At 38.7% G+C, this 25,704-nt stretch carries 21 protein-coding genes and 1 pseudogene; 8 read left to right on the forward strand and 14 right to left on the reverse strand.

Features of this window, described 5'->3' with window-relative positions; genetic code table 11:
• Positions 1–135: 135 nt before the first annotated feature.
• The 10 genes from PVV70_RS02440 to nth form a co-directional block, all read right to left on the reverse strand.
• On the reverse strand, positions 136–522 hold the full coding sequence (locus PVV70_RS02440) for a YbaN family protein (protein ID WP_273757434.1): 387 nt from the start codon (positions 520–522) through the stop codon (positions 136–138).
• A 422-nt stretch (positions 523–944) separates the two neighbouring features.
• Positions 945–1,850 (reverse strand): metal ABC transporter permease, encoded by a 906-nt coding sequence (locus PVV70_RS02445; RefSeq protein WP_273757433.1) that lies wholly within the window; start codon positions 1,848–1,850, stop codon positions 945–947.
• Positions 1,847–2,713, reverse strand: a complete 867-nt coding sequence (locus PVV70_RS02450; RefSeq protein ID WP_273757431.1) for a metal ABC transporter permease — start codon at positions 2,711–2,713, stop codon at positions 1,847–1,849. Before PVV70_RS02450 ends, PVV70_RS02445 begins: the two co-directional genes overlap by 4 nt.
• Entirely contained in the window at positions 2,710–3,540 is an 831-nt protein-coding gene (locus PVV70_RS02455; protein ID WP_273757430.1) for a manganese/iron ABC transporter ATP-binding protein, read from the reverse strand. Before PVV70_RS02455 ends, PVV70_RS02450 begins: the two co-directional genes overlap by 4 nt.
• Positions 3,537–4,445 (reverse strand): metal ABC transporter substrate-binding protein, encoded by a 909-nt coding sequence (locus PVV70_RS02460; RefSeq protein WP_273757429.1) that lies wholly within the window; start codon positions 4,443–4,445, stop codon positions 3,537–3,539. Before PVV70_RS02460 ends, PVV70_RS02455 begins: the two co-directional genes overlap by 4 nt.
• Positions 4,446–5,274: 829 nt before the next feature.
• On the reverse strand, positions 5,275–7,689 hold the full coding sequence (gene pheT, locus PVV70_RS02465; protein WP_273757428.1) for a phenylalanine--tRNA ligase subunit beta: 2,415 nt from the start codon (positions 7,687–7,689) through the stop codon (positions 5,275–5,277).
• 31 nt (positions 7,690–7,720) lie between these two features.
• Positions 7,721–8,803: a phenylalanine--tRNA ligase subunit alpha gene (gene pheS, locus PVV70_RS02470; RefSeq protein ID WP_273757427.1), complete on the reverse strand. Its 1,083-nt coding sequence runs from the start codon at positions 8,801–8,803 to the stop codon at positions 7,721–7,723.
• Positions 8,804–8,897: 94 nt separating this feature from the next.
• Positions 8,898–9,299, reverse strand: a complete 402-nt coding sequence (gene rplT / locus PVV70_RS02475; protein WP_005774428.1) for a 50S ribosomal protein L20 — start codon at positions 9,297–9,299, stop codon at positions 8,898–8,900.
• A 33-nt stretch (positions 9,300–9,332) separates the two neighbouring features.
• The gene (rpmI, locus tag PVV70_RS02480) at positions 9,333–9,536 is read right to left on the reverse strand and encodes a 50S ribosomal protein L35 (protein ID WP_005774429.1); all 204 of its coding nucleotides are present in this window, start codon (positions 9,534–9,536) and stop codon (positions 9,333–9,335) included.
• 156 nt (positions 9,537–9,692) lie between these two features.
• On the reverse strand, positions 9,693–10,433 hold the full coding sequence (nth, locus tag PVV70_RS02485) for an endonuclease III (RefSeq protein ID WP_273757426.1): 741 nt from the start codon (positions 10,431–10,433) through the stop codon (positions 9,693–9,695).
• A 120-nt stretch (positions 10,434–10,553) separates the two neighbouring features.
• Between nth and PVV70_RS02490 the strand changes: the two genes are divergently transcribed.
• The 3 genes from PVV70_RS02490 (at position 10,554) to ilvD (ending at position 13,539) form a co-directional block, all read left to right on the forward strand.
• On the forward strand, positions 10,554–10,982 hold the full coding sequence (locus PVV70_RS02490) for an Hsp20 family protein (RefSeq protein WP_273757425.1): 429 nt from the start codon (positions 10,554–10,556) through the stop codon (positions 10,980–10,982).
• A 29-nt stretch (positions 10,983–11,011) separates the two neighbouring features.
• A complete protein-coding gene (locus PVV70_RS02495) occupies positions 11,012–11,263 on the forward strand; it encodes a DUF1150 domain-containing protein (RefSeq protein ID WP_005774433.1) in 252 nt (83 codons plus the stop codon).
• A gap of 437 nt (positions 11,264–11,700) precedes the next feature.
• Positions 11,701–13,539: a dihydroxy-acid dehydratase gene (gene ilvD / locus PVV70_RS02500; RefSeq protein WP_273757424.1), complete on the forward strand. Its 1,839-nt coding sequence runs from the start codon at positions 11,701–11,703 to the stop codon at positions 13,537–13,539.
• A 340-nt stretch (positions 13,540–13,879) separates the two neighbouring features.
• Here ilvD and mutS read toward each other — a convergent pair whose 3' ends face one another.
• Positions 13,880–16,624, reverse strand: a complete 2,745-nt coding sequence (gene mutS / locus PVV70_RS02505) for a DNA mismatch repair protein MutS (protein ID WP_273757423.1) — start codon at positions 16,622–16,624, stop codon at positions 13,880–13,882.
• Positions 16,625–16,821: 197 nt separating this feature from the next.
• On the opposite strand from mutS, the gene PVV70_RS02510 reads away from it, so the two are divergent.
• A complete protein-coding gene (locus PVV70_RS02510) occupies positions 16,822–19,122 on the forward strand; it encodes an NADP-dependent malic enzyme (protein ID WP_273757422.1) in 2,301 nt (766 codons plus the stop codon).
• Between the two features lie 68 nt (positions 19,123–19,190).
• On the opposite strand, the gene secB is transcribed toward PVV70_RS02510, so the two are convergent.
• Together secB and PVV70_RS02520 are read right to left on the reverse strand one after the other, a co-directional pair.
• Positions 19,191–19,667 (reverse strand): protein-export chaperone SecB, encoded by a 477-nt coding sequence (gene secB / locus PVV70_RS02515; protein ID WP_100129769.1) that lies wholly within the window; start codon positions 19,665–19,667, stop codon positions 19,191–19,193.
• A gap of 145 nt (positions 19,668–19,812) precedes the next feature.
• Entirely contained in the window at positions 19,813–20,307 is a 495-nt protein-coding gene (locus tag PVV70_RS02520) for an FxsA family protein (protein WP_273757421.1), read from the reverse strand.
• A gap of 168 nt (positions 20,308–20,475) precedes the next feature.
• Between PVV70_RS02520 and PVV70_RS02525 the strand changes: the two genes are divergently transcribed.
• Together PVV70_RS02525 and PVV70_RS02530 are read left to right on the forward strand one after the other, a co-directional pair.
• Entirely contained in the window at positions 20,476–21,168 is a 693-nt protein-coding gene (locus tag PVV70_RS02525) for a Tim44/TimA family putative adaptor protein (protein WP_273757420.1), read from the forward strand.
• Between the two features lie 46 nt (positions 21,169–21,214).
• On the forward strand, positions 21,215–21,805 hold the full coding sequence (locus tag PVV70_RS02530; RefSeq protein ID WP_273757419.1) for a Smr/MutS family protein: 591 nt from the start codon (positions 21,215–21,217) through the stop codon (positions 21,803–21,805).
• 820 nt (positions 21,806–22,625) lie between these two features.
• Here PVV70_RS02530 and PVV70_RS02535 read toward each other — a convergent pair.
• Entirely contained in the window at positions 22,626–23,156 is a 531-nt protein-coding gene (locus PVV70_RS02535) for a GcrA family cell cycle regulator (RefSeq protein ID WP_273757418.1), read from the reverse strand.
• Between the two features lie 487 nt (positions 23,157–23,643).
• On the opposite strand from PVV70_RS02535, the gene PVV70_RS02540 reads away from it, so the two are divergent.
• Entirely contained in the window at positions 23,644–24,858 is a 1,215-nt protein-coding gene (locus PVV70_RS02540; RefSeq protein WP_273757597.1) for an aspartate aminotransferase family protein, read from the forward strand.
• A 38-nt stretch (positions 24,859–24,896) separates the two neighbouring features.
• Positions 24,897–25,694, forward strand: a pseudogene (locus PVV70_RS09785) (ornithine carbamoyltransferase).
• Positions 25,695–25,704: the final 10 nt, after the last annotated feature.

The following is a 25,704-nucleotide window of genomic DNA, read 5'->3' on the forward strand; positions in this document are numbered from 1 at the left end:
TAAAAATCTTGTTATTTCACATGTATTTTGAACATGGAGAGGTTATATCTAAAACTTGCAGGAAAAGTCTCTCTTATTGTTCTAACAAATAAGTCAAAGCTAAAAAGAACATCTCTCATAAAGTCTTTTCTATCATTATGAAGATGGACGTGTCACAATATAAATAGCAATCAACGATAATATAACGGCAACGAGTAAAGAAATCCATAAAGGAGGGTGTACCATTACGAAAAAGGATAATCCTCCTCCTGCCATACTCATCACGGCAAAAATTTTAACAAATGGAGAAATAGCTCTTCTTTCTTCCCATCGTTTAAGAGGGGGACCAAAAATACGATGATTATTCAACCAGTGATGAAAACGTGGAGAAGAACGCGTAAAACACCATGAGGCAACCAACAAAAAAGGCAGCGTTGGCATAATAGGTAATACCACACCGATAATACCTAATATAACCATTACCCAACCTGCTATATAATAGCAGAGGCGTAAAGGGTGTGATATCTTGAAATATTTCTTCATTCTCTCGTATTATTTTCCTCCACGTAAAACTTTACACAAAAAATAGTATTTGTTTCACTATTCATATATTTGAATGGATAATTTCTCTCCACCATTTCCCCTCTCTCCAGCATTTCTATATGTAAGTGTCTTTGACTTTCATAAGTTCCTTCAAGATACTAAATAGCTTTGCAATATGATAATTATTTTAAACGGTTTCAAGAAATAAGAAGAGATTTTAGAAAAGTAAAAAAATAAAAAGGCTGCAGAATAAATCAATGCAGCCTCTTAATTAAGAATGCAGCGTTGGGGGGGGGAGAATACGTACTGCATTCATTTGCTAGACATTAGGAGGAAAAATAACCTAGCGACTCAACCTCTAATTAAAATAAGCATGAGAAACAATATATAAAAATGCATGGCTGATATGCATGTTATCACCGTCAAGTTTCTTGAACTGTGTTTTGACGAAAGAAAATCATCATGAAAATGGCAATGAAAATCAACGTTAAGATCAACACAATTGTAGAAGCAGAATCAGATCCGATAAATAAGCTGAGGTAAATCCCTAAAAAACCAGAAAAAGCTGCAACAAGTATCGCGATCATTAGCATAAAAGAAAACCGTTTTGTGACAAGATAAGCAATTGCTCCTGGTGCTATCAGTAAAGAAATAACAAGCACAATTCCAACAGCTTTCAAAGCCGCAACAATTGTAAGAGAAATCATTGTAAGAAGGGTATAGTGGAGCAGTGATATTCGCAACCCCATTGCACGACCTTGTACCGAATCAAAAATATACAGCATAAAATCGCGCCATTTTGCGCCTAAAATAAAAGTAACAATGGCAGAAATGATCGCTGTTTGCGTAATATCAAGCCAATTAACGCCCAACAGGTTACCAAATAGAATATGATTTAAATCTAGGCTACTATAGATAGATGTTGCCAAAACAAGCCCTAAACCAAACATCGATGAAAAAACAACACCCATCACTGTATCCTGTTTGATACGACTATTGCTTCCCAAAAAACCTGTTGTAAGTGCACAAATCATACCCGCAACAAAAGCACCGCAAGTAATCAAAGTCATTGTAATATTCTCTGGACGCATATGCTGGAACCAAGCAAATGGCAAAGAAGCTAAAAACGCTATCACCCACGGTGTTGTCATATAACCAACAACAACACCTGGAAAAACGGCATGGGAAATGGCATCGCCTAACAAGGCCCATCCTTTCAAAATAAGAAAACAAGAAAGCATCGCCATTGGAATAGAAAGGATCATAACAATAAGCATGCCTTTCAACATAAAAGAAAATTGAAAAGGAAGTAGTAATTGATCAATCATGATAACATCACACCTTTTTTTGCCGCATTTATCCGTAAACGCGCAGCAATATATCCGTGTTTAGGAGCAAAAATAAAAGCTAATATAAATAAGAATGCTTGAAAAAGCACGACAACACCACCCGTTTGTGCATTCAAAAAATAGCTCACATAAACACCTAATACGCTTGTAAATGTCCCAATTATAACTGCAATAACCAAGATATTTACAAAACGATCACTCAAAAGATAAGCTGTTGCTCCAGGCGTCACAACCAAACAAATAACCAAAAATGCTCCAACCGTTTGCATAGCAGCAACAGTACAAGCAGCAAGCAGTGTAAAAAAGAGAATCTTTAAAAACTTTACGTTCAATCCAATGGCACGTGCGTGTGTTTCATCAAATAAAGAAACAAGGAGATCTTTCCATTTCAAAAGCAATATGGACAAAGAGAAAACACCAATAAAAGCCAATTGTATAATATCTGATGAACTTACGGCTAAAATATTTCCTAAAACAATCGTATCAATATTAACAGCCATTGGTTTTAATGATTTGAGAAATAATCCAAAAGCAAAAAAGGAAGAAAAAATGAGACCAATAATGGTATCTTCTTTCAGCTTTGTCCGCTGATTAAAAAACAGCATAGCTGCTGCAGCAAGACCACCAGAAAAAAAAGCGCCAAGTGAAAAAGGTAACCCTAAAAGGTAAGCCCCTGCGACACCAGGAACAATCGAATGAGATAGCGCATCACCAATTAATGACCAACCTTTTAACATCAAAAAAGCCGAAAGGAAGGCACAAACACACCCCACTAATCCAGAAACCCACATTGCATTTACCATATATTGATAGCTCAGTGGCTCAAGCAAAAAAGAAATCATGCAACGTGTTCCACTTTTTCAATATTTTCACAAACTGCGGATTGTTTTCTTCCCATGAAAACATTATTTTTTTTAGTATCTTGAAGATCGAAAATATGGTGGTGCAAAGATCCTCCAAAAGTTTTCTCCAGATTTTCCTTTGTGAAGATTTTTTCTGTTAACCCAGAAGCTAAAACAGTTCCTTTTATTAAAACCGTATGGTCACAAAATTCCGGAACAGAGCCTAAATTATGCGTAGAGACCAAGATTACGGCTCCTTCTTTACGGAGATCTTGTAACAAAGCAATGATTTTATCTTCCGTGGTAACATCAACACCTGTAAACGGTTCATCTAATAAAATAGCTTTTGCTTTCTGTGCCAAAGCACGCGCTAAAAAAACACGCTTTTTCTGTCCACCAGAAAGTTCTCCAATCTGGCGCTTAGCAAAAGGCAACATATCTACGCGTTCCAAGGCAACGCGAACAGCTTCATAATCTCGTGCGCTGGCATAGCGAAAGAAATTCATATGACCATAGCGCCCCATCAAGACAACATCTTCAACCAGAACAGGAAAATTCCAATCCACATCTTCACTTTGAGGAACATAAGCAATAAGGTTTTTTTTCAAAGCTACATCAACGGGCAAATCAAACATGCGAATTTTTCCCTTTGATGGGCGTACAAACCCCATAATTGCTTTAAATAATGTTGATTTACCGGATCCATTAACGCCAACCAATGCTGTAATAGAACCCTTTGGACTTTCAAAGTTTACTTCGCGTAAAGCTGTATGCCCATTACGATAAGTTACCGTTACTCCTTGGGCAAATATTCCACATTCCGTCATTGGCTTTTTACTCCCTCTAATAAGGCTTTGCTAATACGTCCACTTGTGACACGTAATAAGTCAATATAAGTGGGGACCTCACCATTTTTCTCACTCAGAGAATCAACATAGAGAACACCACCGTATTTAGCTCCTGTTTCTCTTGCCACTTGTTTTGCAGGTGCTGGAGAAATCGTGCTCTCAGAAAAAACGGCATGAATATTGTATTTTCGAACCATATCAATAACATGCTTAACTTGCTGCGGTGTTCCTTGCTGATCCGCATTAATAGGCCATAAATAAAGTTCTTTTAGATCAAAATCACGTGCTAAATAGCTAAATGCACCTTCACTCGTTACAAGCCAACGTTTATCTTGAGGAACTCCTGCCAATTCAGCTCTAATTGGATCAATGGTGGCGCGAATCTTCTGCTTATAAATTTCAGCATTTTCTTTATAAATAGCAGCATGTTCAGGATCATATTTTACAAAGGCATCGCGAATATTATCAACATAAATCAAAGCAGAGGTCGGTGACATCCATGCATGAGGATTCGGCTTACCACTAAAGGGACCCTCACCAATTGTAATGGGTACAACGCCTTTTGAAACAACGACACTTGGAACATCCTTGATATTTTGAAAAAACTTTTCAAACCAAAGTTCTAACTCTAACCCATTCCATAGGATAAGATTTGCACCTTGCGCACGCATGAGATCACGAGGGGTGGGTTGATATTCATGAATTTCAGCACCTGGTTTCGTGATTGATTCAACATTAGCTGCATCACCCGCTACATTTCGCGCCATATCGGCAATAATGGTGAATGTCGTAACAGCTTTAAATTTACCAGCACATACCGCTAAATTGGGAGTAAGAAAAATAAAACTTCCCAAAATTAGAGTAAAAATTTTTTTTATATTCATTAAATTTCTCTTTATTTTATTGCGAATGATTTGCATTATCATTTAGCAATAACAGTTATCTTTTACATTTGCAATGAAGGATTTTTACAAAAATTAACTTTTCAAGTCCTTTAAAAATAATTTTTTATCGTCTTGAAAATTCATCTTGAAGAAAGCGAATGGTTTTAAAGAAAAATTGCTTTGTTGTTTTGCGAAGCATTCAATAAAAAGCTGAGATATCCTTCTCATTCGTTGCTGGTAAGCTTGTGTTTTATGGCACTTTTTATCTCATAAAACCTCTGACTTTTCTGTTACTGCTGAATCAACAGCTCATTTCAATGATGACACATCTCTCATAAAAAAACAGAACGCTCAAAACAGAGACTTATTATGTTATTCATGCGACTTTTTTTAACAAAACACCTTATATTTATTTCATGGGCTTGAGCTGAAAGATACAGACCCCAAAGGGGCTGAGCTTCATCATTGATTTTACAAAATGCGGTATCATTATTTTATTTTTTAAATCCCATTGTTGCACGATTAATTCCTCATATTGTAACAGGCTTTGGTATTTGAGAGCCTGTGTAAGAAGCATTTTTATTTCTTTTTTATGGTTTCTAAACAACCACTCCACTTTAAGGTATTGAGAATAAAAGATTTTGATTCATTCAAAGAGGGGTTGAAATGATAAGTCCTATAATATTACAGACTTTATAAAAATTATCATTATAAATCAATGTATTGTAATAAAGTTCTCTTTAAAAAGAATTCGATAGATCTTAAACCCTTAAAAAATAAAGGAGCACTCAAAAGTGCTCCTATCTTTATAAAAGTCTTTTAAAAATACTCAATGACGAAGATAAGCGCCTGTCATTTTAGTGACATTTTCTATTACTTTTGCAGCAATTTCTTCTAGGTCTTTATCTGTCAAAGTACGTTCAATCGGTTGAATAACAATCTCAATGGCAACAGATTTTTTATCTGCACCAAGGCTTTGCTCTTCAAAAAGATCAAAAACTTGGACGGAATGAATAAGTTTTTTATCAGCTCCTTGAGCAGCACGGACAATAAGAGAAGAAGCAACTTTTTTGTCAACAATAAATGCAAAATCACGCCGCACCATTTGAAACGGCGATAATTTCAAAGGAGGACGGCTTTTCGTTGTTTTTTTCTTTGGTTCTGGAATTTGATCTAGAAAAATTTCAAAGCCGCATAAAGGACCACTGATATCTAATTTTTCTAAGGTCGCTGGATGAAGCACACCAAAAAAACCAAGAATAATTTTTGAACCAAGTTTTATGACACCTGAACGACCTGGATGATACCAATCAGGGGCTCCAACTTCAATCTGTACTTTCCCAACATCTATATCGCATGCTTCTAAAGCGGCTAAAGCATCTGCTTTGGCGTCAAAAACATCAACGGCTGTTGCATTTCCATTCCAAAAACGCCCAGCACCTTCAAATTTCTCTGTGCCACGACGAATTCCACTTACAACACGTCGTTGTTTATCAGGGGTATCACCTTCATAAATGCTGGAAACTTCAAACAAAGCAAGATCAGAAAAACCACGATCAGCATTTCTCTGCGTTGCCATAAGCAAACCAGGTAAAAGAGAAGGACGCATCACTGACATATCAGCGGCAATAGGATTAACCAATTTAAGCTCTGCTTGACCTCCCCCAAAAGCAAGAGCCTGATTTTCAGAGATAAAAGACCACGTTATCGCTTCTTTCATACCGCGATGTGCCAAAGCCAAACGGGTAGCGCGTGAACGAATTTGCACGCATGTTAAAACTTGATCTTTTCCTTCTGCGAAAGTTTCCAAAGGAATAGGTTTAATTTTATCTAACCCATAAATCCTCATGACTTCTTCCACCAAATCGGCTTTACCCATAATATCAGGGCGCCAAGATGGCACTTTTACTGTAACGACATCTCCTTTTCCTTCAACACAAAATCCAAGTTTCGTTAAAATAGAGATGACTTTTGCAGGCTCTATTTCCAAATGTGTCAAACGTTTAATCTCAGAAAAAGGAAAAGCGATCTGTTTGGTTTTTTGTTGCTGATAGCCAACAATTTTTGCCTTGGATACTTCACCGCCACAAAGACGTAAGACCAATTCTGTTGCAATCTCAAGCCCTGTTTCCATAAAAGCCGGGTCAACACCCCGTTCAAACCGATAACGTGCATCACTGATAAGAGCTAATGCTCGCCCTGTTTGTGCGATGCTTTGCGCATTCCAAAGCGCCGATTCAATAATAACGCGCCGTGTTGTTTCATCACAACGCGTTCTTTCTCCACCCATGATACCGGCAATCGAAACAACACCTTCTTCATCTGCAATGACACAATCCTGAACGCTCAAATAATAGATTTTTCCATTAAGTGCTTGAAGTTTCTCTCCTTCACGCGCACAACGTACATACAAATTCCCTTTAATCTTATCAGCATCAAAAACATGAAGCGGACGACCAAGGTCAAAACTAATGTAATTAGTCATATCAACCAGCGCATTAATCGGTCTTAAACCAATTGCACTTAAACGCTGTTGCATCCACTGTGGTGATGGGCCATTTTGAACATTACGCACTTCACGCCAAGCAAAGCCTAAACATAACGATGAATTTTGCGAAAAATCGAATGAAACGTCGAGAGGTGTGTCAAAGGAAACTTCAAATTTTGGTAAAGACAATTCTTTTAATTGCCCGATTCCAGCGGCAGCAAGATCACGTGCAATACCACGAACACCTGTGCAATCAGAGCGATTGGGAGTCAAACCAATATCAATGATTGGATCATCGAGACCAGCATAAGCTGCAAATACTCCCCCAATAGGTGCATCTTCTGGAAGTTCGATAATCCCATCATGCTCATTTGATAATTCAAGCTCTGCTTGTGAACACATCATCCCAAAACTCTCAACGCCGCGGATTTTTCCTACAGATAATGTCACATCAAGTCCTGGAACATAAGTGCCTGGTTGTGCAAGGACACCAACAAGTCCAGCACGTGCATTTGGCGCGCCACAGACAACTTGAACAGGCGTACCAGTTCCCGTATCGACTGAAAGAATTTGGAGTTTATCTGCATCAGGATGTTTTACTGCCGTTAAAACTTTCGCAATAACAAATTCTTTTAAAGAAGAGCGATCATCAACGTGATCAACCTCAAGACCGATAGCTGTTAGTTTCTCACAAATTTCATCCAAAGATGCATCTGTCTCTAAGTGATCTTTTAACCACGACAAAGTAAATTTCATTTTAAAACCTCACATGAAAGCGATGATAAGATCACACATTTCTATTAGGAAAAAAAGCAGGCATATCAAAGCAACGAAAGCCATAATGGTCTAACCAACGCAGGTCAGCATCAAAAAAAGCCCGTAAATCAGGCATACCGTATTTCAACATGGCAATACGATCAATGCCCATTCCCCATGCAAAGCCTTGATATTCATCGGGATCCAAACCAACATTTTTCAACACATGAGGATGCACCATTCCGCATCCTAAAATTTCCAACCAATCCTGTCCTTCGCCAAACTTTACTTCTGAACCAGAACGATCACATTGAATATCCACTTCCATAGATGGTTCGGTAAAGGGGAAAAAAGAGGGACGAAAACGCATTTTTACTGAAGCAACTTCAAAAAATTCTTTACAAAAGGTTTCATGCAGCCACATCATATGAGCAATGGTCGAGGTTTTATCAATGACAAGGCCTTCGACCTGATGAAACATGGGTGAATGTGTTGCATCCGAATCCATGCGGTAAGTTTTCCCAGGAATAATGATCCGTATCGGTGCTTTTTGTTTTTCCAGTGTGCGAATTTGTACAGGCGAGGTATGGGTCCGCAATAATTTGCGTTCTCCCATTTTATCAACATCAAAAAAGAAGGTATCATGCATTTCACGTGCTGGATGCCCTTCAGGAAAATTCAATGCCGTAAAATTATAATAATCTGTTTCAATATCTGGCCCTTCAGCAAGAGAAAAATCCAATTTCGTATAAATGGCGATAATTTCTTCAATCACTTGCGAAATAGGATGAATACGCCCCCGTTCCATAGGCGAAGAGCGAACAGGCAATGTAATATCAACCGTTTCACGAGAAAGACGAGCATCCATTGCTTGTCTTTTTAGAAGATCACGCTTTTGCGCCCATAATTCTAAAATACGATTTTTTAACCCATTAAGAACGGGTCCAACTTTTTGGCGCTCGCTTGCCTCCATTTTTCCTAATGCTTTTAGTTTTTCAGAGATGCTGCCCTTTTTACCCAATGCTGCAATACGCACTGTTTCAAGTGCCTGTTCATCACCTGCAGCTTCTAAAGCTAAACAAATTTCTTGTTCCAGACGCTCAATATCGTTCATATTTTTGCCTATTTTTTTAATAAAAAAAACCCGCACTCGCAATAGCCAGCACGGGACCTCGAATAAATAAATGCTTTAAGAGAACACCACTGGCTTACTTGACAGCGCTTTCAAAAGCGTTAGGTGTTGTGTCTTTTAAATATTCTAAAGCTTTTTTTGCCGAAGCGACTAAAGCAGAAAATGCTTCCGCCTCATAGATTGCTATATCTGAAAGAACTTTACGATCAACTTCAATACCGGCTTTTGATAAGCCATCAATAAAGCGTCCATAAGTTAAACCTTCTGCACGAACAGCCGCATTAATTCTCTGAATCCACAAAGCACGGAAAGTACGCTTTCTATTTTTGCGATCACGATAAGCATATTGTTTTGAACGATCAACGGCTGCTTTAGCAGCACGAATGGTATTTTTACGTCGACCGTAAAAGCCTTCAGCTTGTTTAAGAACTTTTTTGTGCTTAGCGTGTGCTGTCACACCTCTTTTCACACGTGCCATGTTATAATCTCCTCAAAATCAAAAGCGCAAGGTTTAATGACCATTCGGCAAATAATGCTGAATAACTTTTTTAGCATCTTGTTCACACAAAACCATTGTTCCACGTGCATCGCGAATAAATTTATTCGAACGCTTAATCATGCCGTGGCGCTTACCGGCGGCTGCTACTTTAATTTTGCCTGACGCAGTGATTTTAAACCGCTTTTTAGCGGATGATTTGGTCTTCATCTTGGGCATTTTGCTACTCCATACATTAATGAATTCAATCGAATATTCCATCCATTCAAGTGGACCAACACTTGAATAAGCATTAAAACAGCCACGGCATGCCCTGCCGGGCGGTTCTCTAAGGACGTTTTCATAAGCTAGTATACACAAAATAGCAAGAGCATATTACAAAAAAATCGGTGCTCCATTGCCTTGAATTTCAACCAAAGGTGCTGGAATAGCATTTGTTTTACTTGCAGCTTTACATAAATCGGCAATAATGCATTGCCTACATTGTGCTTTACGTGCTTTGCAGATGTAACGCCCATGCAAAATCAGCCAGTGATGCGCATAACGAAGATAATGAATCGGTATAATTTTTAATAATTTTTTTTCAACGATTTCTGGTGTTTTGCCAGGTGCCAAACCAAGACGATTGCTTAAGCGAAAAATATGTGTATCGACCGCCAAGGTAGGCTGACCAAAAGCAACATTCAAAACGACATTAGCTGTTTTGCGCCCCACGCCTGGAAGAGCCATAAGTGCTTCACGCGTATCAGGGACTTGGCCACCATATTGCTCCATTAAACAGTTGCAAAGTGCATAAACATTACGTGCTTTTGCACGCCAAAGACCAATTGAACGGATATGATGTGCTATTTCTCCTTCTCCTAATGCAACCATTTTTTCCGGTTGATCAGCAAGGCGAAAGAGTTCTTTTGTCGCTTTATTAACGCTTACATCTGTCGCTTGAGCTGAAAGAACAACGGCAATCAATAGTGTAAAAGTGTTTATATAGTTAAGATCACTCTTAGGTGTCGGGCGTTGCACAGAAAAACGGCGAAATATTTCTGCAATTTCATCTTCATTGTATAATACACCAGATAAATTTCGCACTTTTGATAATTTTATGTTACTTTGAGCCATGGAACTCTCTTAATCTTCTCTCTTGAAGTTATCATTCACGCTCGCCATATGAGAAGAATGCAGCGAACACTTTGTATAGGGTTTGGTCAAGTAAAGCCGCTTTAAAGAGGATACTCATGAATGACACATGTGACACCTTTCTCCAATCCTTTTCTTTTAGGATTTGAAACCGTAGAAAAAATATTACAACGTATCGGTAAAGCTGATGAGGCTTACCCAGCCTATAATATTGAACGTTTACATAAAAACGACGATGCAAATCATATCCGGATAACTTTAGCTGTTGCTGGATTTAAGATTAATCATCTTAATATTTTGCTCGATGATAATCAATTGGTTATTCATGGTAAACAAACAGACAATCAAAATCATCAATATTTATATCGCGGTATAGCCGCACGACAATTCCAGCGGACCTTTGTGCTTGCGGAAGGGATGAATGTCACAAATGCCGAGTTGAAAAATGGTCTTTTATCAATTAATCTGTATCAACCAAAATTAAAAAAAGAAATAAAACAGATTCCAATTAAAGTCAGTCGTGATGAGTGATAAAAGTTAAGGCGTAAAGGAACAGTGAAATGGGAGAACATAAACAAAGCTTATCGTTTCAGAACACGTCCTACTCTGATGCGGGACAGATTGCTTATTTAAAAAAGGTTTGTACAGATGATTTGGCTAAAAACTTTCCAGATCTTCCACCTATGACCCCAGGCATTACCATATGGGCGCTCTTTGGTGAAACAGGTTATCCGATCATTTTATCCGATGAGCGCTCTATTGCTCTTGCTGGAGCCAATGAGCACGAACTCCAAATTGTCACTCTACATTAGGTTGAGCTTTACGAGAAAAAACTTAAGCTCTTTAATAAATTCTATTTGTTTTTTTTCAATTAAAGGGCAGAGGGCTGTATTTCTCTTTGTATAGTCTTTACCAATTGGTTGTCGTCTTGTTCCAGAAATTACGCAAACAGATAGATGCAATATACGCACTAAATCTAGCATATAAAAGTCTGGAAGAGTTTGTGCTGCGCTGAACCGTTTTGATACTTGTTTCAAACATGCAGTTACGCTGGGATTAGATGTTGATTAACAAGTCATAGAAAAATAAAAGCTTTGTGTCTTTATGAGGAAGTTTATGCAGGGCTTTTAATTTTGTGCTTCAAATGCCTCAGTACAAGGTATTTTTCTCTTTTGAATATTAAAGCTCTTGTTTTTATAGTGAAGTTACAGCACAACAAGCAAAATGAAATTATTTGAGGGGAAAAATAATGCCTTCTTATCGTTCAAGAATATCGACACACGGGCGTAATATGGCGGGAGCTCGCGGTCTTTGGCGTGCAACAGGGATGAAAGATGCGGATTTTGGTAAACCCATTATTGCGATTGCGAATTCTTTTACACAATTTGTACCAGGGCACGTCCACTTAAAAGATCTTGGACAATTGGTTGCACAACAGATAGCCATTGTCGGTGGTGTAGCAAAAGAGTTTAACACCATTGCTGTCGATGATGGAATTGCCATGGGGCATGATGGAATGCTTTACTCTTTGCCCTCACGTGAAATTATTGCTGATTCTGTAGAGTATATGGTCAACGCCCATTGTGCGGATGCTCTTGTCTGTATTTCTAATTGTGACAAAATTACACCTGGAATGTTAATGGCTGCTTTACGGTTGAATATTCCAACAATCTTTGTTTCAGGGGGGCCTATGGAAGCCGGTAAGATTAAATGGAAAGATCAAGATTTAAGGGTTGATTTGGTTGATGCCATGGTCGCCGCCGCTTCAGAACAAAATTCAGAAGAAGAAGTTTCTGAAATGGAACGTGCTGCTTGCCCTACATGTGGTTCTTGTTCAGGAATGTTTACGGCCAACTCCATGAATTGCTTAACGGAAGCCTTGGGGCTTTCACTTCCTGGAAATGGATCAGTGCTCGCAACGCATGCAGATCGACGGATGCTTTTTGAAGAAGCTGGAAGGCAGATTGTTGCATTGGCCAAGCGTTATTATGAAAAAGATGATGAAACAGTTTTGCCACGCTCTATTGCCTCACGCAGGGCTTTTGAAAATGCCATGACCGTTGATATTGCCATGGGTGGGTCAACCAATACGGTACTGCATCTTTTAGCAGCGGCGCAGGAAGGTGAGGTGGATTTTACCATGACGGATATTGATCACCTTTCACGACGTGTTCCAGTTTTATGCAAGGTTGCTCCTGCTGTTGCGAATGTTCATATGGAAGATGTGCATCGCGCGGGTGGTATTATGGGGCTTTTAGGCGAATTGGATGCGGCAGGACTCATTGATACATCAACTTATACGGTTCACGCAAAAACCATGAAAGAAGCTCTTGATCGTTGGGATGTGAAACAAACCAATGAACCAACAGTTTGTACATTTTATCGTGCTGCTCCAGGGGGTATTCCGACACAGATAGCTTTTAGCCAATCTTGTCGCTATGAGACTCTTGATCGTGATCGTGAAAAAGGTGTGATTCGCGATAGGGAACATGCCTATTCACAAGATGGAGGATTGGCAGTTCTTTATGGAAATCTTGCTAAAGATGGCTGTATTGTAAAAACAGCAGGTGTGGATCAATCAATTTTGACCTTTAAAGGTCCGGCAAGAATTTTTGAAAGCCAAGATTCAGCTGTTTCAGCAATCTTAAATGATAAAATTAAATCAGGTGAAATTGTTTTAATCCGTTATGAAGGACCACGTGGGGGGCCTGGAATGCAAGAAATGCTTTATCCAACGAGTTATCTTAAGTCTAAAGGATTGGGTAAGGTTTGTGCACTTGTTACGGATGGACGTTTTTCAGGGGGGAGCTCAGGGCTCTCGATAGGACATGTTTCACCAGAAGCGGCTGAAGGAGGAGAAATTGCGTTGGTGGAAGAAGGGGATATCATAGAAATTGACATTCCAAACCGGAGTATTCATATGTTGGTTGATGACGTTGAGATAAAGCAGCGTCGTGCTAACATGGAAGCAAAAGGAAAAGATGCTTGGCAACCGGTTGAGAAGCGTCAGCGCAAAGTTTCAAAGGCTCTCAAAGCCTATGCTGCAATGACAACATCTGCTGCGAAGGGTGCAGTTCGTAGCATATGATTACGTAAAAGGTCCGGTTTTGGAAAATGAACGGTGTGATAAGAGATTGAGTAAGTATTTTTTAATATTCCAAGCTGATTATTGCACCTTACTCTGGAAAAATATTTTAAACTAGGGTGCAAGGTTTTGCGAGAGAAGTAAAAATACAGAGCTATGATTGTTAGACGTTAGGCATTTTTTACAAGAAAATAAACAATTGGTTTGAGGAAATGTCTATACACATGCTTTCTTTATATCCGTCTCATGCTTTTTAAGAAATTTTGCATGAAAGCGATGATAACAGTGCGCAAAATTTAATATGCGTGAGAACCATCAAGAAAAAATACTGTGTTTTATTGGCCTATAAAGGATTATTTTTTTCCAGTTGTTTGAGGTGATAAATTGCTTCTAAAGCTTGTTTAGGGGAGAGCTCATCGGGATGAATATTTTTTAAAGCTTCGTGAAGTACATCATGTTTGTTTTTCTCTTCGCTGAGGGGAGAGGTTGCCTTAAGAGAAAAGAGCGGTAAATCATCAATGAGTTTATGTCCTTTTCCAGCCATTTCACCTTGTTCTAATTGATGGAGGACATCTGTAGCTCGCGTAATAACAGCTGGAGGAAGCCCAGCAAGCTTTGCAACTTGTACACCATAGGATCGGTCAGCGGCTCCTGGTGTGACTTCATGGAGAAAAACCACATCACCATCCCAATTTTTAACTTTCATGGTTACATTATGCAGTCTGTCAAGTTTTTCGGTCAGGGCTGTCATTTCATGAAAATGGGTAGCGAGAATAGCACGACAATGGTTAACTTCATGAAGATATTCAACGGCAGCCCAAGCAATCGAAAGTCCATCAAAGGTTGATGTTCCACGTCCTATTTCATCAAGAATGACAAGGGAATGGTGGCTAGCATGATTGAGAATCGTTGCTGTTTCAACCATTTCCATCATAAAGGTTGAGCGCCCCCGTGCAAGATCATCGGAAGCACCAACACGACTAAATAGTCGATCAACGACGCCGATATGTGCTGAAGCCGCTGGAACAAAGGATCCCATTTGTGCCATAATCGCAATGAGCGCATTTTGCCGCAAAAAAGTTGATTTTCCTCCCATATTAGGTCCTGTCAAAAGCCAGATTGCTGCATATTGCTGATTTTCTTGCACAGAGAGATCACAATGGTTGGCAACAAAGGGTTCGGCTGCTTGCTTTCGGAGTGCTTGTTCAACAACTGGATGGCGTCCTGCGGTGATATGAAAGGTTAGTGAATGATCAATTTTAGGGCGGCAATATCCTTGTTCTTCAGCAAGATGTGCTAAAGCGACAGAAACATCTAAAATAGCAAGGGCTTCAGCAGCTTTACGAATAAAATCAACGTGTTCAATAATTTCCTGAACAAGCGTATCAAAGATTTCCAGTTCAAGTGTCAAGGCGTGGTTTGCAGCATGGGCAATACGGCTTTCAAGATCAGCAAGTTCTGTTGTCGTAAAACGCATAGCATTTGCCATTGTTTGTCGATGAATAAAACGTGCTTTCGCTTGTGGATTATTTGTAAGGGCAGATGCTTGTATACTGGTGACTTCAATGAAATAGCCTAAAATATTATTATGCTTTATTTTAAGCGTCTTAATATCTGTTTCTTGGGCATATTGTGCTTGAAGTTCAGCAATGACACGGCGCGATTCATCCCGTAAGGCACGCATTTCATCGAGCTCTTGATGATAATTGGAACGAATAAAACCACCATCGCGTTTAAGCAATGGGAGATTATCAGCCAATGCTTGGTCTAAATGGCAATGTAAAGCAACGGGTAGATTTGAAAACACCTTTTGTATATCACTTATTTCTTGAGGCAGGAGCTCATTATTAAGAAGCTGATGAATTTCACGAATGATTTCAAAGCCGCGTTGAATCGTTGCCATATCACGGGGACCTCCTCTTCCAAGAGCCAAACGTGAAACAGCGCGGGGCATATCTGGTCCCCCTTTTAAAGTGAGCTTTATCGCTTCTGCAAGAGAAGTATTACGGAGAAAAAAATCGATAGAATCCAAACGCGTATCAATAGCTGAAGGGGTAGTAAGAGGAGCAATAAGGCGATCAATGAGAAGGCGAGATCCTCCTCCTGTTACAGTGCGATCAATAGCTTTTAATAAGCTTCCATCCCGTTGACCTGATGTTGTTCGAATAAGCTCAAGGCTTAGTCTGGTTGCAGCATCAATAAAGAGGGTAGCGCTTTCATTTTGGCGCTCAGGTTGCATGAGGGGAGGACGATGCGTGATTTGTGTTTTTTCGATATAACGAATAGCAGCCACGATTGCAGAGAGTTCACAGCGTGAATAATCGGCAACACCTTCAAGCGTTGAAAGTTTAAAATAAGTGCAAATATCGCGTTCAGCAGTGAGGGTATCAAAAAGACAAGCCGGTTGAGGTGAAACGATACGATCAAGAACATTAAAAAGTGATTTGTGCGATTGATCATGAAAAAAGGAATCAGCAACAATGATTTCTTGTGGATCTACACGCATAATATCGGCTAAAAGTTTTTCTTGGCGGCTTTCTGTTACACGAAATATGCCTGTTGAGATATCAATCCAAGAAAGGGCAAATTCTTCTCCATCAACGGTTTTTATACGAGAAAGTGACATCAAATAATTTGCGCGTGTTGGATCAAGGAGTTTTTCTTCTGTTATCGTTCCAGGCGTTACAAGGCGAACAACATCACGCCGAACAACAGATTTTGAGCCGCGTTTTTTTGCCTCAGCAGGATCTTCTGTTTGTTCACAAACAGCAACGCGATAACCACAAGCAATTAGTTTTTGCAAATAATCGTCTGCAGCATGAACTGGAACACCACACATAGGAATATCTTGCCCTAAATGTTTCCCGCGTGCTGTGAGTGTGATCCCTAAAGCCTGAGCAGCTTCAATTGCATCATTAAAAAATAATTCATAAAAATCCCCCATTCGGTAAAAAAGAAGGGAATCATGATGGACGGCTTTGATTTCTATATATTGCTCCATCATAGGTGTAAGACGTTCTTGAGAGGAAGCAGAGAGGGAAGCAGGCTGTGGAATTAAATTATTTTTATGGTCGTTTTTTTTATCCATTTTTATGTGGCCTGTTCCCTTTCAGTGAAGCTTTTACTCTTTTTTGTTTACTTCGATATTTATTTATCTCTAAATTGAAACACATCATCAGATTTGCTAAGGCTAAAGAATAGCGATTTCTAACATATGAATCAAATCGAATGATTATACGCATTATCAAGCAAAATTTACACTGTTTTTGGAGAAAATAAAGTGAGATGAAAAAGAGCGAGCAGGATCAGAAAATGTCTCAAACGGTTTACAGTGCGAGCGAACGAGAAGCTCTTGATTTTCATAGTCGTGGTCGACCAGGAAAGCTTGAGATTGTTCCAACAAAGTCTATGGCAACACAGCATGATTTAGCCCTTGCTTATTCACCAGGTGTTGCAGTTCCAGTTAAGGCAATTGCTCAAAATCCAGCGCTCGCTTATGATTATACAGCAAAAGGCAATCTTGTTGCTGTTATTTCAAATGGTACAGCTATCTTAGGATTAGGAAATTTAGGTGCCCTTGCCTCTAAGCCGGTCATGGAAGGCAAAGCAGTGCTGTTTAAGCGTTTTGCGGATATTGATTCCATTGATTTAGAAATTGATATCAAAGATACGGAAAGTTTTATCAATTTGGTGCGTCATTTAGAACCCTCTTTTGGTGGAATTAATCTTGAAGACATTAAAGCGCCTGAGTGCTTTATGATTGAAAGTCGCCTGCGTGAAGTGATGAATATTCCTGTTTTTCACGATGATCAACATGGTACAGCAATCATTGTGGCTGCTGGTGTTCTCAATGCTTTGGCTTTAACAGGACGCGATATGCAAAATACGCGGTTAGTCTGTAATGGTGCTGGTTCTGCTGGGATTGCTTGTATTGAGCTGATTAAAGCGATGGGCTTTCGTTCTGAAAATATCATATTATGTGATACAAAGGGTGTGGTCTATGAAGGGCGCAAAGAGGGAATGAATCAGTGGAAATCGGCGCATGCTGTTCGAACGGATAAACGTACACTTATGGAAGCAATGGAAGGGGCAGATATATTTTTCGGGGTTTCTGCTAAAGGTGCACTGACCGCTGAAATGGTAAAATCTATGGCGCCAAAGCCAATTATTTTTGCCATGGCCAATCCCGATCCAGAAATTACGCCGGAAGAGGTTTTGCAAGTGCGTCAGGATGCCATTGTCGCAACAGGGCGTTCCGATTATCCAAATCAGATTAATAATGTTCTCTGTTTCCCTTATATATTTCGTGGTGCACTTGATGTACGTGCAACGGTTATTAATGAAGACATGAAAATTGCTGCGGCGAGGGCCCTTGCCGATTTAGCACATGAGGAAGTTCCTGACAGCGTTGCAGAAGCCTATCGCGGAAAGCGATTAAAATTTGGTCCTAATTATATCATCCCTGTTCCTTTTGATCCGCGTTTATTCACGGTTGTTTCAAGTGCGGTAGCAAAAGCAGCAATGGAAAGCGGTGTTGCGCAAAAGAATATAGATGATTTAGAGGCCTATGAGCGTGATTTGAATGCGAGACGTAATCCTACTTCTTCAGTGATGCGTGGAGTATATAACCATGTTCGTCAAGCACCAAAACAAATTGTCTTTGCAGAAGGTGAAGAAGAACAAGTCATGCGGGCTGCTGTTTCCTATGTTCATCAAAAATTAGGACAAGCAATTTTGGTTGGTCGTGAAGAGCAAGTGAAAGAAACAGCTATTATCGCTGGAATTGATCTGGAGCGTGAAGGCATTTCAGTGATGAATGCTAAGCTTTCCTGTCGTACAGATGCTTATGCGAATTATCTTTATAAAAAGATGCAGCGTCAAGGCTGGCTGTTGCGCGATTGTCATCGCCGTATCAATAATGATCGAAATTATTTTGCTGCGTGTATGGTGGCACTAGGAGATGCGGATGCAATGGTTACAGGGGTGACACGCAATTATGAAACAGCGCTGGTTGATATACGTCGGGCAATTGATGACAAACCAAAAGAACAATTAATTGGTATTTCAATGGCTATTTGCCGTGGACGAACTGTGTTTATTGCAGATACTGCGGTTTATGAAAATCCTAATGCTAAAGAATTAGCGGATATAGCGGAACAAACCGCTTCGTTTGTACGTGGATTTGGGTATCAGCCAAGGGTTGCGTTTTTAGCGTTTTCCACGTTTGGTTATATGAAAGGGAAGGTTACACAACAAATTCAGGACGCGATTAATATTTTGCATGAACGCAAAGTTGATTTTGAGTTTGATGGAGAAATGAGTGCTGATGTAGCGCTTAATTCTAAATTGATGCAGCAATATCCATTTATGGGATTAACAGAGCCCGCTAATATTTTGGTTATGCCTGGCTATCATGCATCTTCTATTGCAAGCAAAATGTTACAAGAACTTGGAGAAGCAACCATCATCGGTCCTATTTTAATTGGATTGGAAAAATCTGTTCAAATTGTACCGTTTAGTGGAAGCGATACAGATGTTGTCAATATCGCAATGCTTGCAGCTTATCATGCGGCAAAAGTCGTCTAAAGGAAAAAAAGCCCTTTAATATACCAGTAATATATTAAAGGGCTTTATGATAGCAAAAGAACAAATTTTTAAGAAGGTTGTATTTGATTGTCTTTTTGTTCTTCAGCGAGACGCTTTTGGAAGAGGGCTGCAAAATCAATAGGATCAATCCACAAAGGTGGAAAACCACCATTTTGAGTAGCATCAGATATAATTTGGCGAGCAAATGGAAATAAAAGACGGGGACATTCAATAAAGACTAGAGGCATAACATGTTCTTGTGGAATGTTTTTAAGGTGGAAAACACCTCCGTAAATCAGTTCTACATGAAATAAGGTTTCAGTATTATCATTGGCTTTGACGGAAAGAGACAAGACAACATCATAATTATCATCACCAATTGGATTAGCATTGACATTAATATTTATATCAATTTGTGGTGATTTTTCACGCGCACGCAAAGAATGAGGAGCGCCTGGGTTCTCGAATGATAAATCTTTTAAATATTGCGTTAATACAGCAAAAACCGGCTCTCCACCACTGTTGTTCATTTCACCTTCGGCCATACGACGAACCTCTCTCATTTTATAATATGTATATTTATTTTAGATCTAAAGATCGAATTGGTTATCACGCCTTGCAAAAGGTTGCAAGGAATGCGCTCTTTATCTTGATTATTTTTTTTCGTTCGTTACAGATTTTTTAAGACTTTCACTGATTATCATCATTTTTGCGCCAGGGAGATTCTGTCGTATCATGAATTTTGTAATCTTCAGCGTTAAGATCAATTATTTTTTCAGAATTATTTTTTCTTTTTGTATTGGGATTCATTGTGTTTTTTAATGATGAAAAGAAATGCCAAGCAACAGAGCGAATTGGTTTAATAAGAAGCAATATTCCCAAGAGATCACTTACAAAACCTGGGAGAATAAGCAAAATCGCACTAAACATGATGAAAGCATCATTAATAATATTGTTTTCTAATGTGCGTCCTTGGATAAGTTCACTTTGTATGTTTTTTAAAAGGCTAATCCCTTGAATTCGCAATAAAACAACCCCAACTATGGTTGTGAGAATAACCAAACTCAAAGTTGCCAAAATGCCAATTTCTTGACCAACAAAGATAAAACCAGCGATCTCAATTAAAAGAATGCAGAGAAGAATAACGAAAAAAAAACGAGGATTTATAGAATAAAGTTTTATCACATGAAAATTTCCTTCTGGATGAGGTGGGAAGAAATTCTTAAGAGCACTCCTTAATAAAATCTATAAAAATATTTGAATGGGAGGATTCCCTATTTTACATATTTATTGATAAATGATATTGACTGCAATGTTTATTACAGACTTAAAACTTGGAGATTGACAGCGCCCATGGAATTTGACGTTATACTTGTCATCGCTCTTGTTATTATGGTTGTTATTTTTGTGCAACTCCGTAGTGTATTAGGGAAGCGAATTGGGTTTGAAAAGCCTCCTTTTGATCCTTATTCGCGTCGCTCTAAAAAACAAACTGAGGCAGAAACGACGGATAATATTGTTTCGTTCCCTCATCAAAAAAATTTACAAAAAGGTGATTTTAGTGAAATTGATGAGATTGCACCAGAGGGGAGTATTTTGAATGAAAATTTGCGTGCACTGCGTAGAATTGATCCTCATTTTTCTCCTCAATCTTTTATAAAAGGTGCACAAATTGCTTATGAAATGATTGTAACAGCTTTTGCTAAAGGTGATCGCGGTCAACTTAAAAGCTTGCTTTGTCAGGATGTTTTTGAGAGCTTTTGTACTGCTATTGAGCAGAGAGAAATAAACAAAGAAAGAATAGAATTTACTTTTGTTGGAATTAATAAAATTGAGTTTGTTGCGGCGGCCATAAAAGAAAAGAATGAACTTTTAACGATACGTATTATCAGTGAGATGATTTCTGTTACTTATAATGAACAGGGTGAGCGTATAGACGGTGATCCCGATGCTATTGTAGAAATTAGAGATATTTGGACTTTTGTTCGCAATAGCCTATCGCCGGATCCAAACTGGAAGCTTTTTGCTACAGAAGATGAAAATTAAAGTATTTTTTCTTCCATAATTACTCAATAATTTATGAGAAATTAAAATGTCCTCAAGTAAATGGAGACAAAAAAGAGATTTATTAACTTCACAAGATCGCCTTTTATGGGAGAGGGTTTGTCGTACGACAACACCGATTCATGATAAGAGGCTCTCTTCTATTTCAGAAGATATTGCAAATATTACTGATAAAAAACATTGCATAACTCAAATCTCTTTAGGGGTTCAGGAAGATCAACAACGCTCAACAATTATTAAAAGAGAAAAGAGAGTCGTTACACAAGCACATAAGATGCATTTCTTTGATCGTGTTGCACATCGTAAAATTTCCCAAGGTCGTTATCCTCTTGAGGCGCGTCTTGATCTTCACGGTTATATGCAGGAAGAAGCTTATTTTTTCTTAAAAAATTTTTTACAATCCTCTCAACAAAGTGGATTGCGTTACGTCCTTGTGATTACGGGAAAAGGCCGATCTGTTGGGAGTGATGGAGCTTTGTATAGATTTGTTCCGTATTGGTTATCAACACCAGCTTTTCGATATTATGTTCATGCGTTTGAACAAGCCGCGCGTCAGCATGGTGGTGAGGGTGCGCTTTATGTTTGGTTGCGCCGTTTTGTGTCGGGAAAAGGAATGTGATGCTATTGTAGTCGTTTCAGGTTCAATATTGACTTCAAAAGGTCTCATATATTATAGATCATAGAAGAATCATGATAACACATTGATTTATAATTATAATTTTATTATTTTGGTTTATTGCGTAAGAGTTTTGAATACAATATTTCCTTATTTTCCTTTTCTTATGAAGATGTTATTTTACGCTCTACGCATTGCTTAATGCTCTTGTTTATCGTGTGTCTTTTTAGGGGATACACCCCTCACGCAAAACAGAACGCCATGGAATTTCCATATTCATGCACTTAATTTTAAAAAATATCTCTTAAGACTTTCAAGCTTATTTCATGGCAGGGCGCGTGAAATAGTTATCTCGATGAAGTTTATAAAGTTCACTGTATACGATCATCTTTATCTTAGTAAAGGGGCAAGCAGGTATCATTACACACTTTGTCTAATCCTCAGTGTTGCAACATTTCTTTAAGCCTTTAGAATTTGAGAGGATTTATTAGGCGGCAGCCTTTCTTTAAGTGTTTTTACTCCACACAACTCTCCTCTTACTTATGATGGGCAAACCAAAAGATTTTGATCGATTCAATATAAGAAGGCTTAAAGTAAGAGAAATATTCATAGATTTCACTCAGGTTGCCAAACGATAAATTATTTTTATAAGACAGGGCGTTGTGCAATAGCGCTAAAAGATACAACTTCGTTGAATATTTTCATAAAGAAAGGTTTTTATTCATTAAAAACCTCATCAAATCTCTTTCTCATAATAATTTTATCATCGAGATTTAATTATGAGGCACAGAAGGTACAGAATATGAAATTATATCGGCGGATATTATACCCTTATTCGTCGTCTTTCAGATATTGGTTGGAATGCTAACTTAGCATGAAAGGCACAATAGGGACTATTTTCATCAGAATCAGCACCACAAAAATGAAAATCAGCTGATAATGGATCGCCAACCGGCCATCTACATGTATTTTCACTCAATTGTAGCAAATTAAGTTGACGTGATATAGGTACCACAACATTAGATTTCGTGGACATATCAACTTCTTTAACATCTTCTGCTACAAACTCTGTCTTTAAAGTTGTTTCTTCAACGTTGCCAGATGATGTGTTTATTGGCGATACTGTGGATGTGTTGCGACGCGTCCGTGGAGATGATGGACTACTTGCGGGAGTTTTTTGCGCACGTACATTTCCTTGTGCTGTCTTGCCACGTCCTGGCAACTTCAATCGATGTACTTTGCCGATGACTGCATTTCTACTGACCCCACCTAATTGAGCAGCAATTTGACTTGCACTTAATCCTTCACTCCAAAGCTTTTTAAGAAGCTCAACGCGTTCACATGTCCAACCCATATCAGCACTCCATTCCGATTACGTCACTGAGATGCTTCCCCTTTGCATCTTCAAATGTTTCAATAATGTCTTCAATGCGCTGAATGAAAGAATTTTACACTCTAAGTGAGCATAAGAAAATCATCCAACCTGTGGAACTTACAAATCAAAACACATCATTTTGCTTAACTATAGTGCAAATTACAATATGCACTCACTCTATGACAAGAGTCTTTGCCTCTCAAAGAGTTTATTTAGAATGTTTTCCCCAACTTGCAAATCAATCATAGGTTAAACATCCACTTTCGTTTAAGGCTTTTCCCCAAAATGCTTATCTGTAGAACCTTCATTGACTTTTTTTCAATTGGTGTAATGATCTATTCCATAGGTGTAATCATTAATCGAGTGAAATGTTTAAAGCACCGGAATGAGATACGTCATGTTGTTCTATTTGTAGTGTTGCTTTGTATATATATATTGAAAATGTTAAAATATAAAGGGAATTATGATGGATGCCATCTCTATACAACCACTTTATGAATGTTTTGCACGACGAAACTTGCATTTTGAACAGGGGCGTGGGGTATGGCTTATTTCCGATAAAGGAGAACATTATCTTGATTTCACATCTGGCATTGCTGTTAATGCATTAGGGTATGCCCACCCTAAATTGGTTAATACGCTCAAAAGACAAGCTGAAAAACTTTGGCATGTTTCCAATCTTTTTCAGTCTCCTGAACAAACAGCTCTTGCCACGCGGCTTTGTGCAAATAGTTTTGCGGATAAGGTTTTTTTCTGCAATTCAGGCACTGAAGCATTGGAATGCGCCTTCAAAACGGCACGTCATTATTATTATGCTTCGGGTCATCCAGCGCGCACTGAAATAATTACTTTTGAAGGGGCATTTCATGGACGGACACTTGCAGCACTTGCTGCAACTGGACATGAAAAATATCTTGAAGGCTTTGGACCTAAAGCGGGTGGATTTATTCAAATCCCTTTTTGTGATGAAATTGCTTTGCGTAACGCTATTCATAAAAATACTGCCGCTATCCTCATTGAACCTATACAAGGAGAAGGAGGAATACGAACGGTTTCTCATGAATATTTAAGATTTTTGCGTAAAATATGCGATGATAATGGTCTGTTATTGATTTTTGATGAAGTCCAAACGGGCATGGGACGAACAGGAAAGCTTTTTGCTTATGAATGGAGTGATGTCACGCCTGATATTCTTACCCTCGCAAAAGGATTAGGAGGGGGATTTCCCTTAGGCGCTTGCCTTGCAACGGATAAAGTTGCAAAAAGTATGACACCTGGAACCCATGGTTCAACCTTTGGAGGAAATCTTCTTGGAATGGCTGTAGGAAATAGTGTTCTTGATGTTCTATTAGAGCCAAATTTTCTTAACCATGTGCAAAACATGGGGGATAGGCTGAAAAGTGGACTTTTGCATATTCTCAATATCTATCCTGATATTATCTGCGCAGTTCAGGGGATGGGCCTTATGGTGGGTATTCAGTGTGTTGTTCCTGCAAATCTTGTCGTTAATGCTTTGGAAAATGAATATCTCTTAAGTGTTGCAGCCAACAACAACGTTGTGCGCTTATTGCCTCCTCTTATCATTAGGGAAGAAGAAATAGATGAAAGTTTGCATCGTATTGAAAAAGCAATAGCGTATCTTTCACAAGTAAATAAAGAAAAACAAATAGTGCACACCTAATAAAAGCTCTTTGTCATTTCACGGATTTATCCATTTTAATGCCAGCAATAACACGTACATTGCTCGATTATGCAAAAATCCTTAAAGCATCTTTTAAAAAGCAGTGAAAGGTTCAAAATCTTTTATGGGGAAACACGCGTGATGATTTTTGAAAAATCATCCACACGAACCAATATTTCATTCGATATCAGTGTGCACCAGCTTTGGCGGAGATACAATCTAGGCTCATAGGGTCAGAGATGCAGTGTGGTCATAGTAAAATCATAGCCGATACAGTATGCATTTTATCGCGTTTTGTGGATATCGTAATATTGCGAATAACAAAACATAAACATATGTTTGAATTGGCACAATATGCACCAATCCCTGTTATTAATGCCCTTATAGATGATACACATCCTTACAAAATTCTAGCAGATATATAAACCTATGAGGAACATCGAGAGCCAATGATTGACAAAATATTTGCACGGATGGGAATAAAGTGCTCCATTCATTGATTAAAGCTGTGGCTCTTTTTTATTTTCATTTGCGTATGGCCATTTCAAAGGGCAGTAAATCGCAAGAACAATTTATACATCGGGCACATGAATGGGGACACATCTTATCCATAATTCGCAAAAAAAAACGGCTCAAGATACCGATTTGTATTATAACCGATAGAGTCTCCATGAGGCAAGAATTTTGTGCGCGCAGTCATTCTATTTTCAGTCTTATCAAGTGCAGGAAGCTCTCATGAAATGAGCAAAACTTAATGTTTTTTTATACATTGTCTTCCTGCTCAAAAAGCAATTCTTTCTTGGTGTTTACAAGATGCGTTTTTCTCTCCACAATAGCCTCTCTACA

This window comes from Bartonella sp. AU55XJBT, from assembly GCF_028618525.1.

Coding starts and splice junctions, on each gene's coding strand:
- PVV70_RS02440 (WP_273757434.1), bottom strand. CDS start 522: ATGAAGAAATATTTCAAGATATCACACCCTTTACGCCTCTGCTATTAT.
- PVV70_RS02445 (WP_273757433.1), bottom strand. CDS start 1,850: ATGATTGATCAATTACTACTTCCTTTTCAATTTTCTTTTATGTTGAAA.
- PVV70_RS02450 (WP_273757431.1), bottom strand. CDS start 2,713: ATGATTTCTTTTTTGCTTGAGCCACTGAGCTATCAATATATGGTAAAT.
- PVV70_RS02455 (WP_273757430.1), bottom strand. CDS start 3,540: ATGACGGAATGTGGAATATTTGCCCAAGGAGTAACGGTAACTTATCGT.
- PVV70_RS02460 (WP_273757429.1), bottom strand. CDS start 4,445: ATGAATATAAAAAAAATTTTTACTCTAATTTTGGGAAGTTTTATTTTT.
- pheT (WP_273757428.1), bottom strand. CDS start 7,689: ATGAAATTTACTTTGTCGTGGTTAAAAGATCACTTAGAGACAGATGCA.
- pheS (WP_273757427.1), bottom strand. CDS start 8,803: ATGAACGATATTGAGCGTCTGGAACAAGAAATTTGTTTAGCTTTAGAA.
- rplT (WP_005774428.1), bottom strand. CDS start 9,299: ATGGCACGTGTGAAAAGAGGTGTGACAGCACACGCTAAGCACAAAAAA.
- rpmI (WP_005774429.1), bottom strand. CDS start 9,536: ATGCCCAAGATGAAGACCAAATCATCCGCTAAAAAGCGGTTTAAAATC.
- nth (WP_273757426.1), bottom strand. CDS start 10,433: ATGGCTCAAAGTAACATAAAATTATCAAAAGTGCGAAATTTATCTGGT.
- PVV70_RS02490 (WP_273757425.1), top strand. CDS start 10,554: ATGACACATGTGACACCTTTCTCCAATCCTTTTCTTTTAGGATTTGAA.
- PVV70_RS02495 (WP_005774433.1), top strand. CDS start 11,012: ATGGGAGAACATAAACAAAGCTTATCGTTTCAGAACACGTCCTACTCT.
- ilvD (WP_273757424.1), top strand. CDS start 11,701: ATGCCTTCTTATCGTTCAAGAATATCGACACACGGGCGTAATATGGCG.
- mutS (WP_273757423.1), bottom strand. CDS start 16,624: ATGGATAAAAAAAACGACCATAAAAATAATTTAATTCCACAGCCTGCT.
- PVV70_RS02510 (WP_273757422.1), top strand. CDS start 16,822: ATGAAAAAGAGCGAGCAGGATCAGAAAATGTCTCAAACGGTTTACAGT.
- secB (WP_100129769.1), bottom strand. CDS start 19,667: ATGGCCGAAGGTGAAATGAACAACAGTGGTGGAGAGCCGGTTTTTGCT.
- PVV70_RS02525 (WP_273757420.1), top strand. CDS start 20,476: ATGGAATTTGACGTTATACTTGTCATCGCTCTTGTTATTATGGTTGTT.
- PVV70_RS02530 (WP_273757419.1), top strand. CDS start 21,215: ATGTCCTCAAGTAAATGGAGACAAAAAAGAGATTTATTAACTTCACAA.
- PVV70_RS02535 (WP_273757418.1), bottom strand. CDS start 23,156: ATGGGTTGGACATGTGAACGCGTTGAGCTTCTTAAAAAGCTTTGGAGT.
- PVV70_RS02540 (WP_273757597.1), top strand. CDS start 23,644: ATGGATGCCATCTCTATACAACCACTTTATGAATGTTTTGCACGACGA.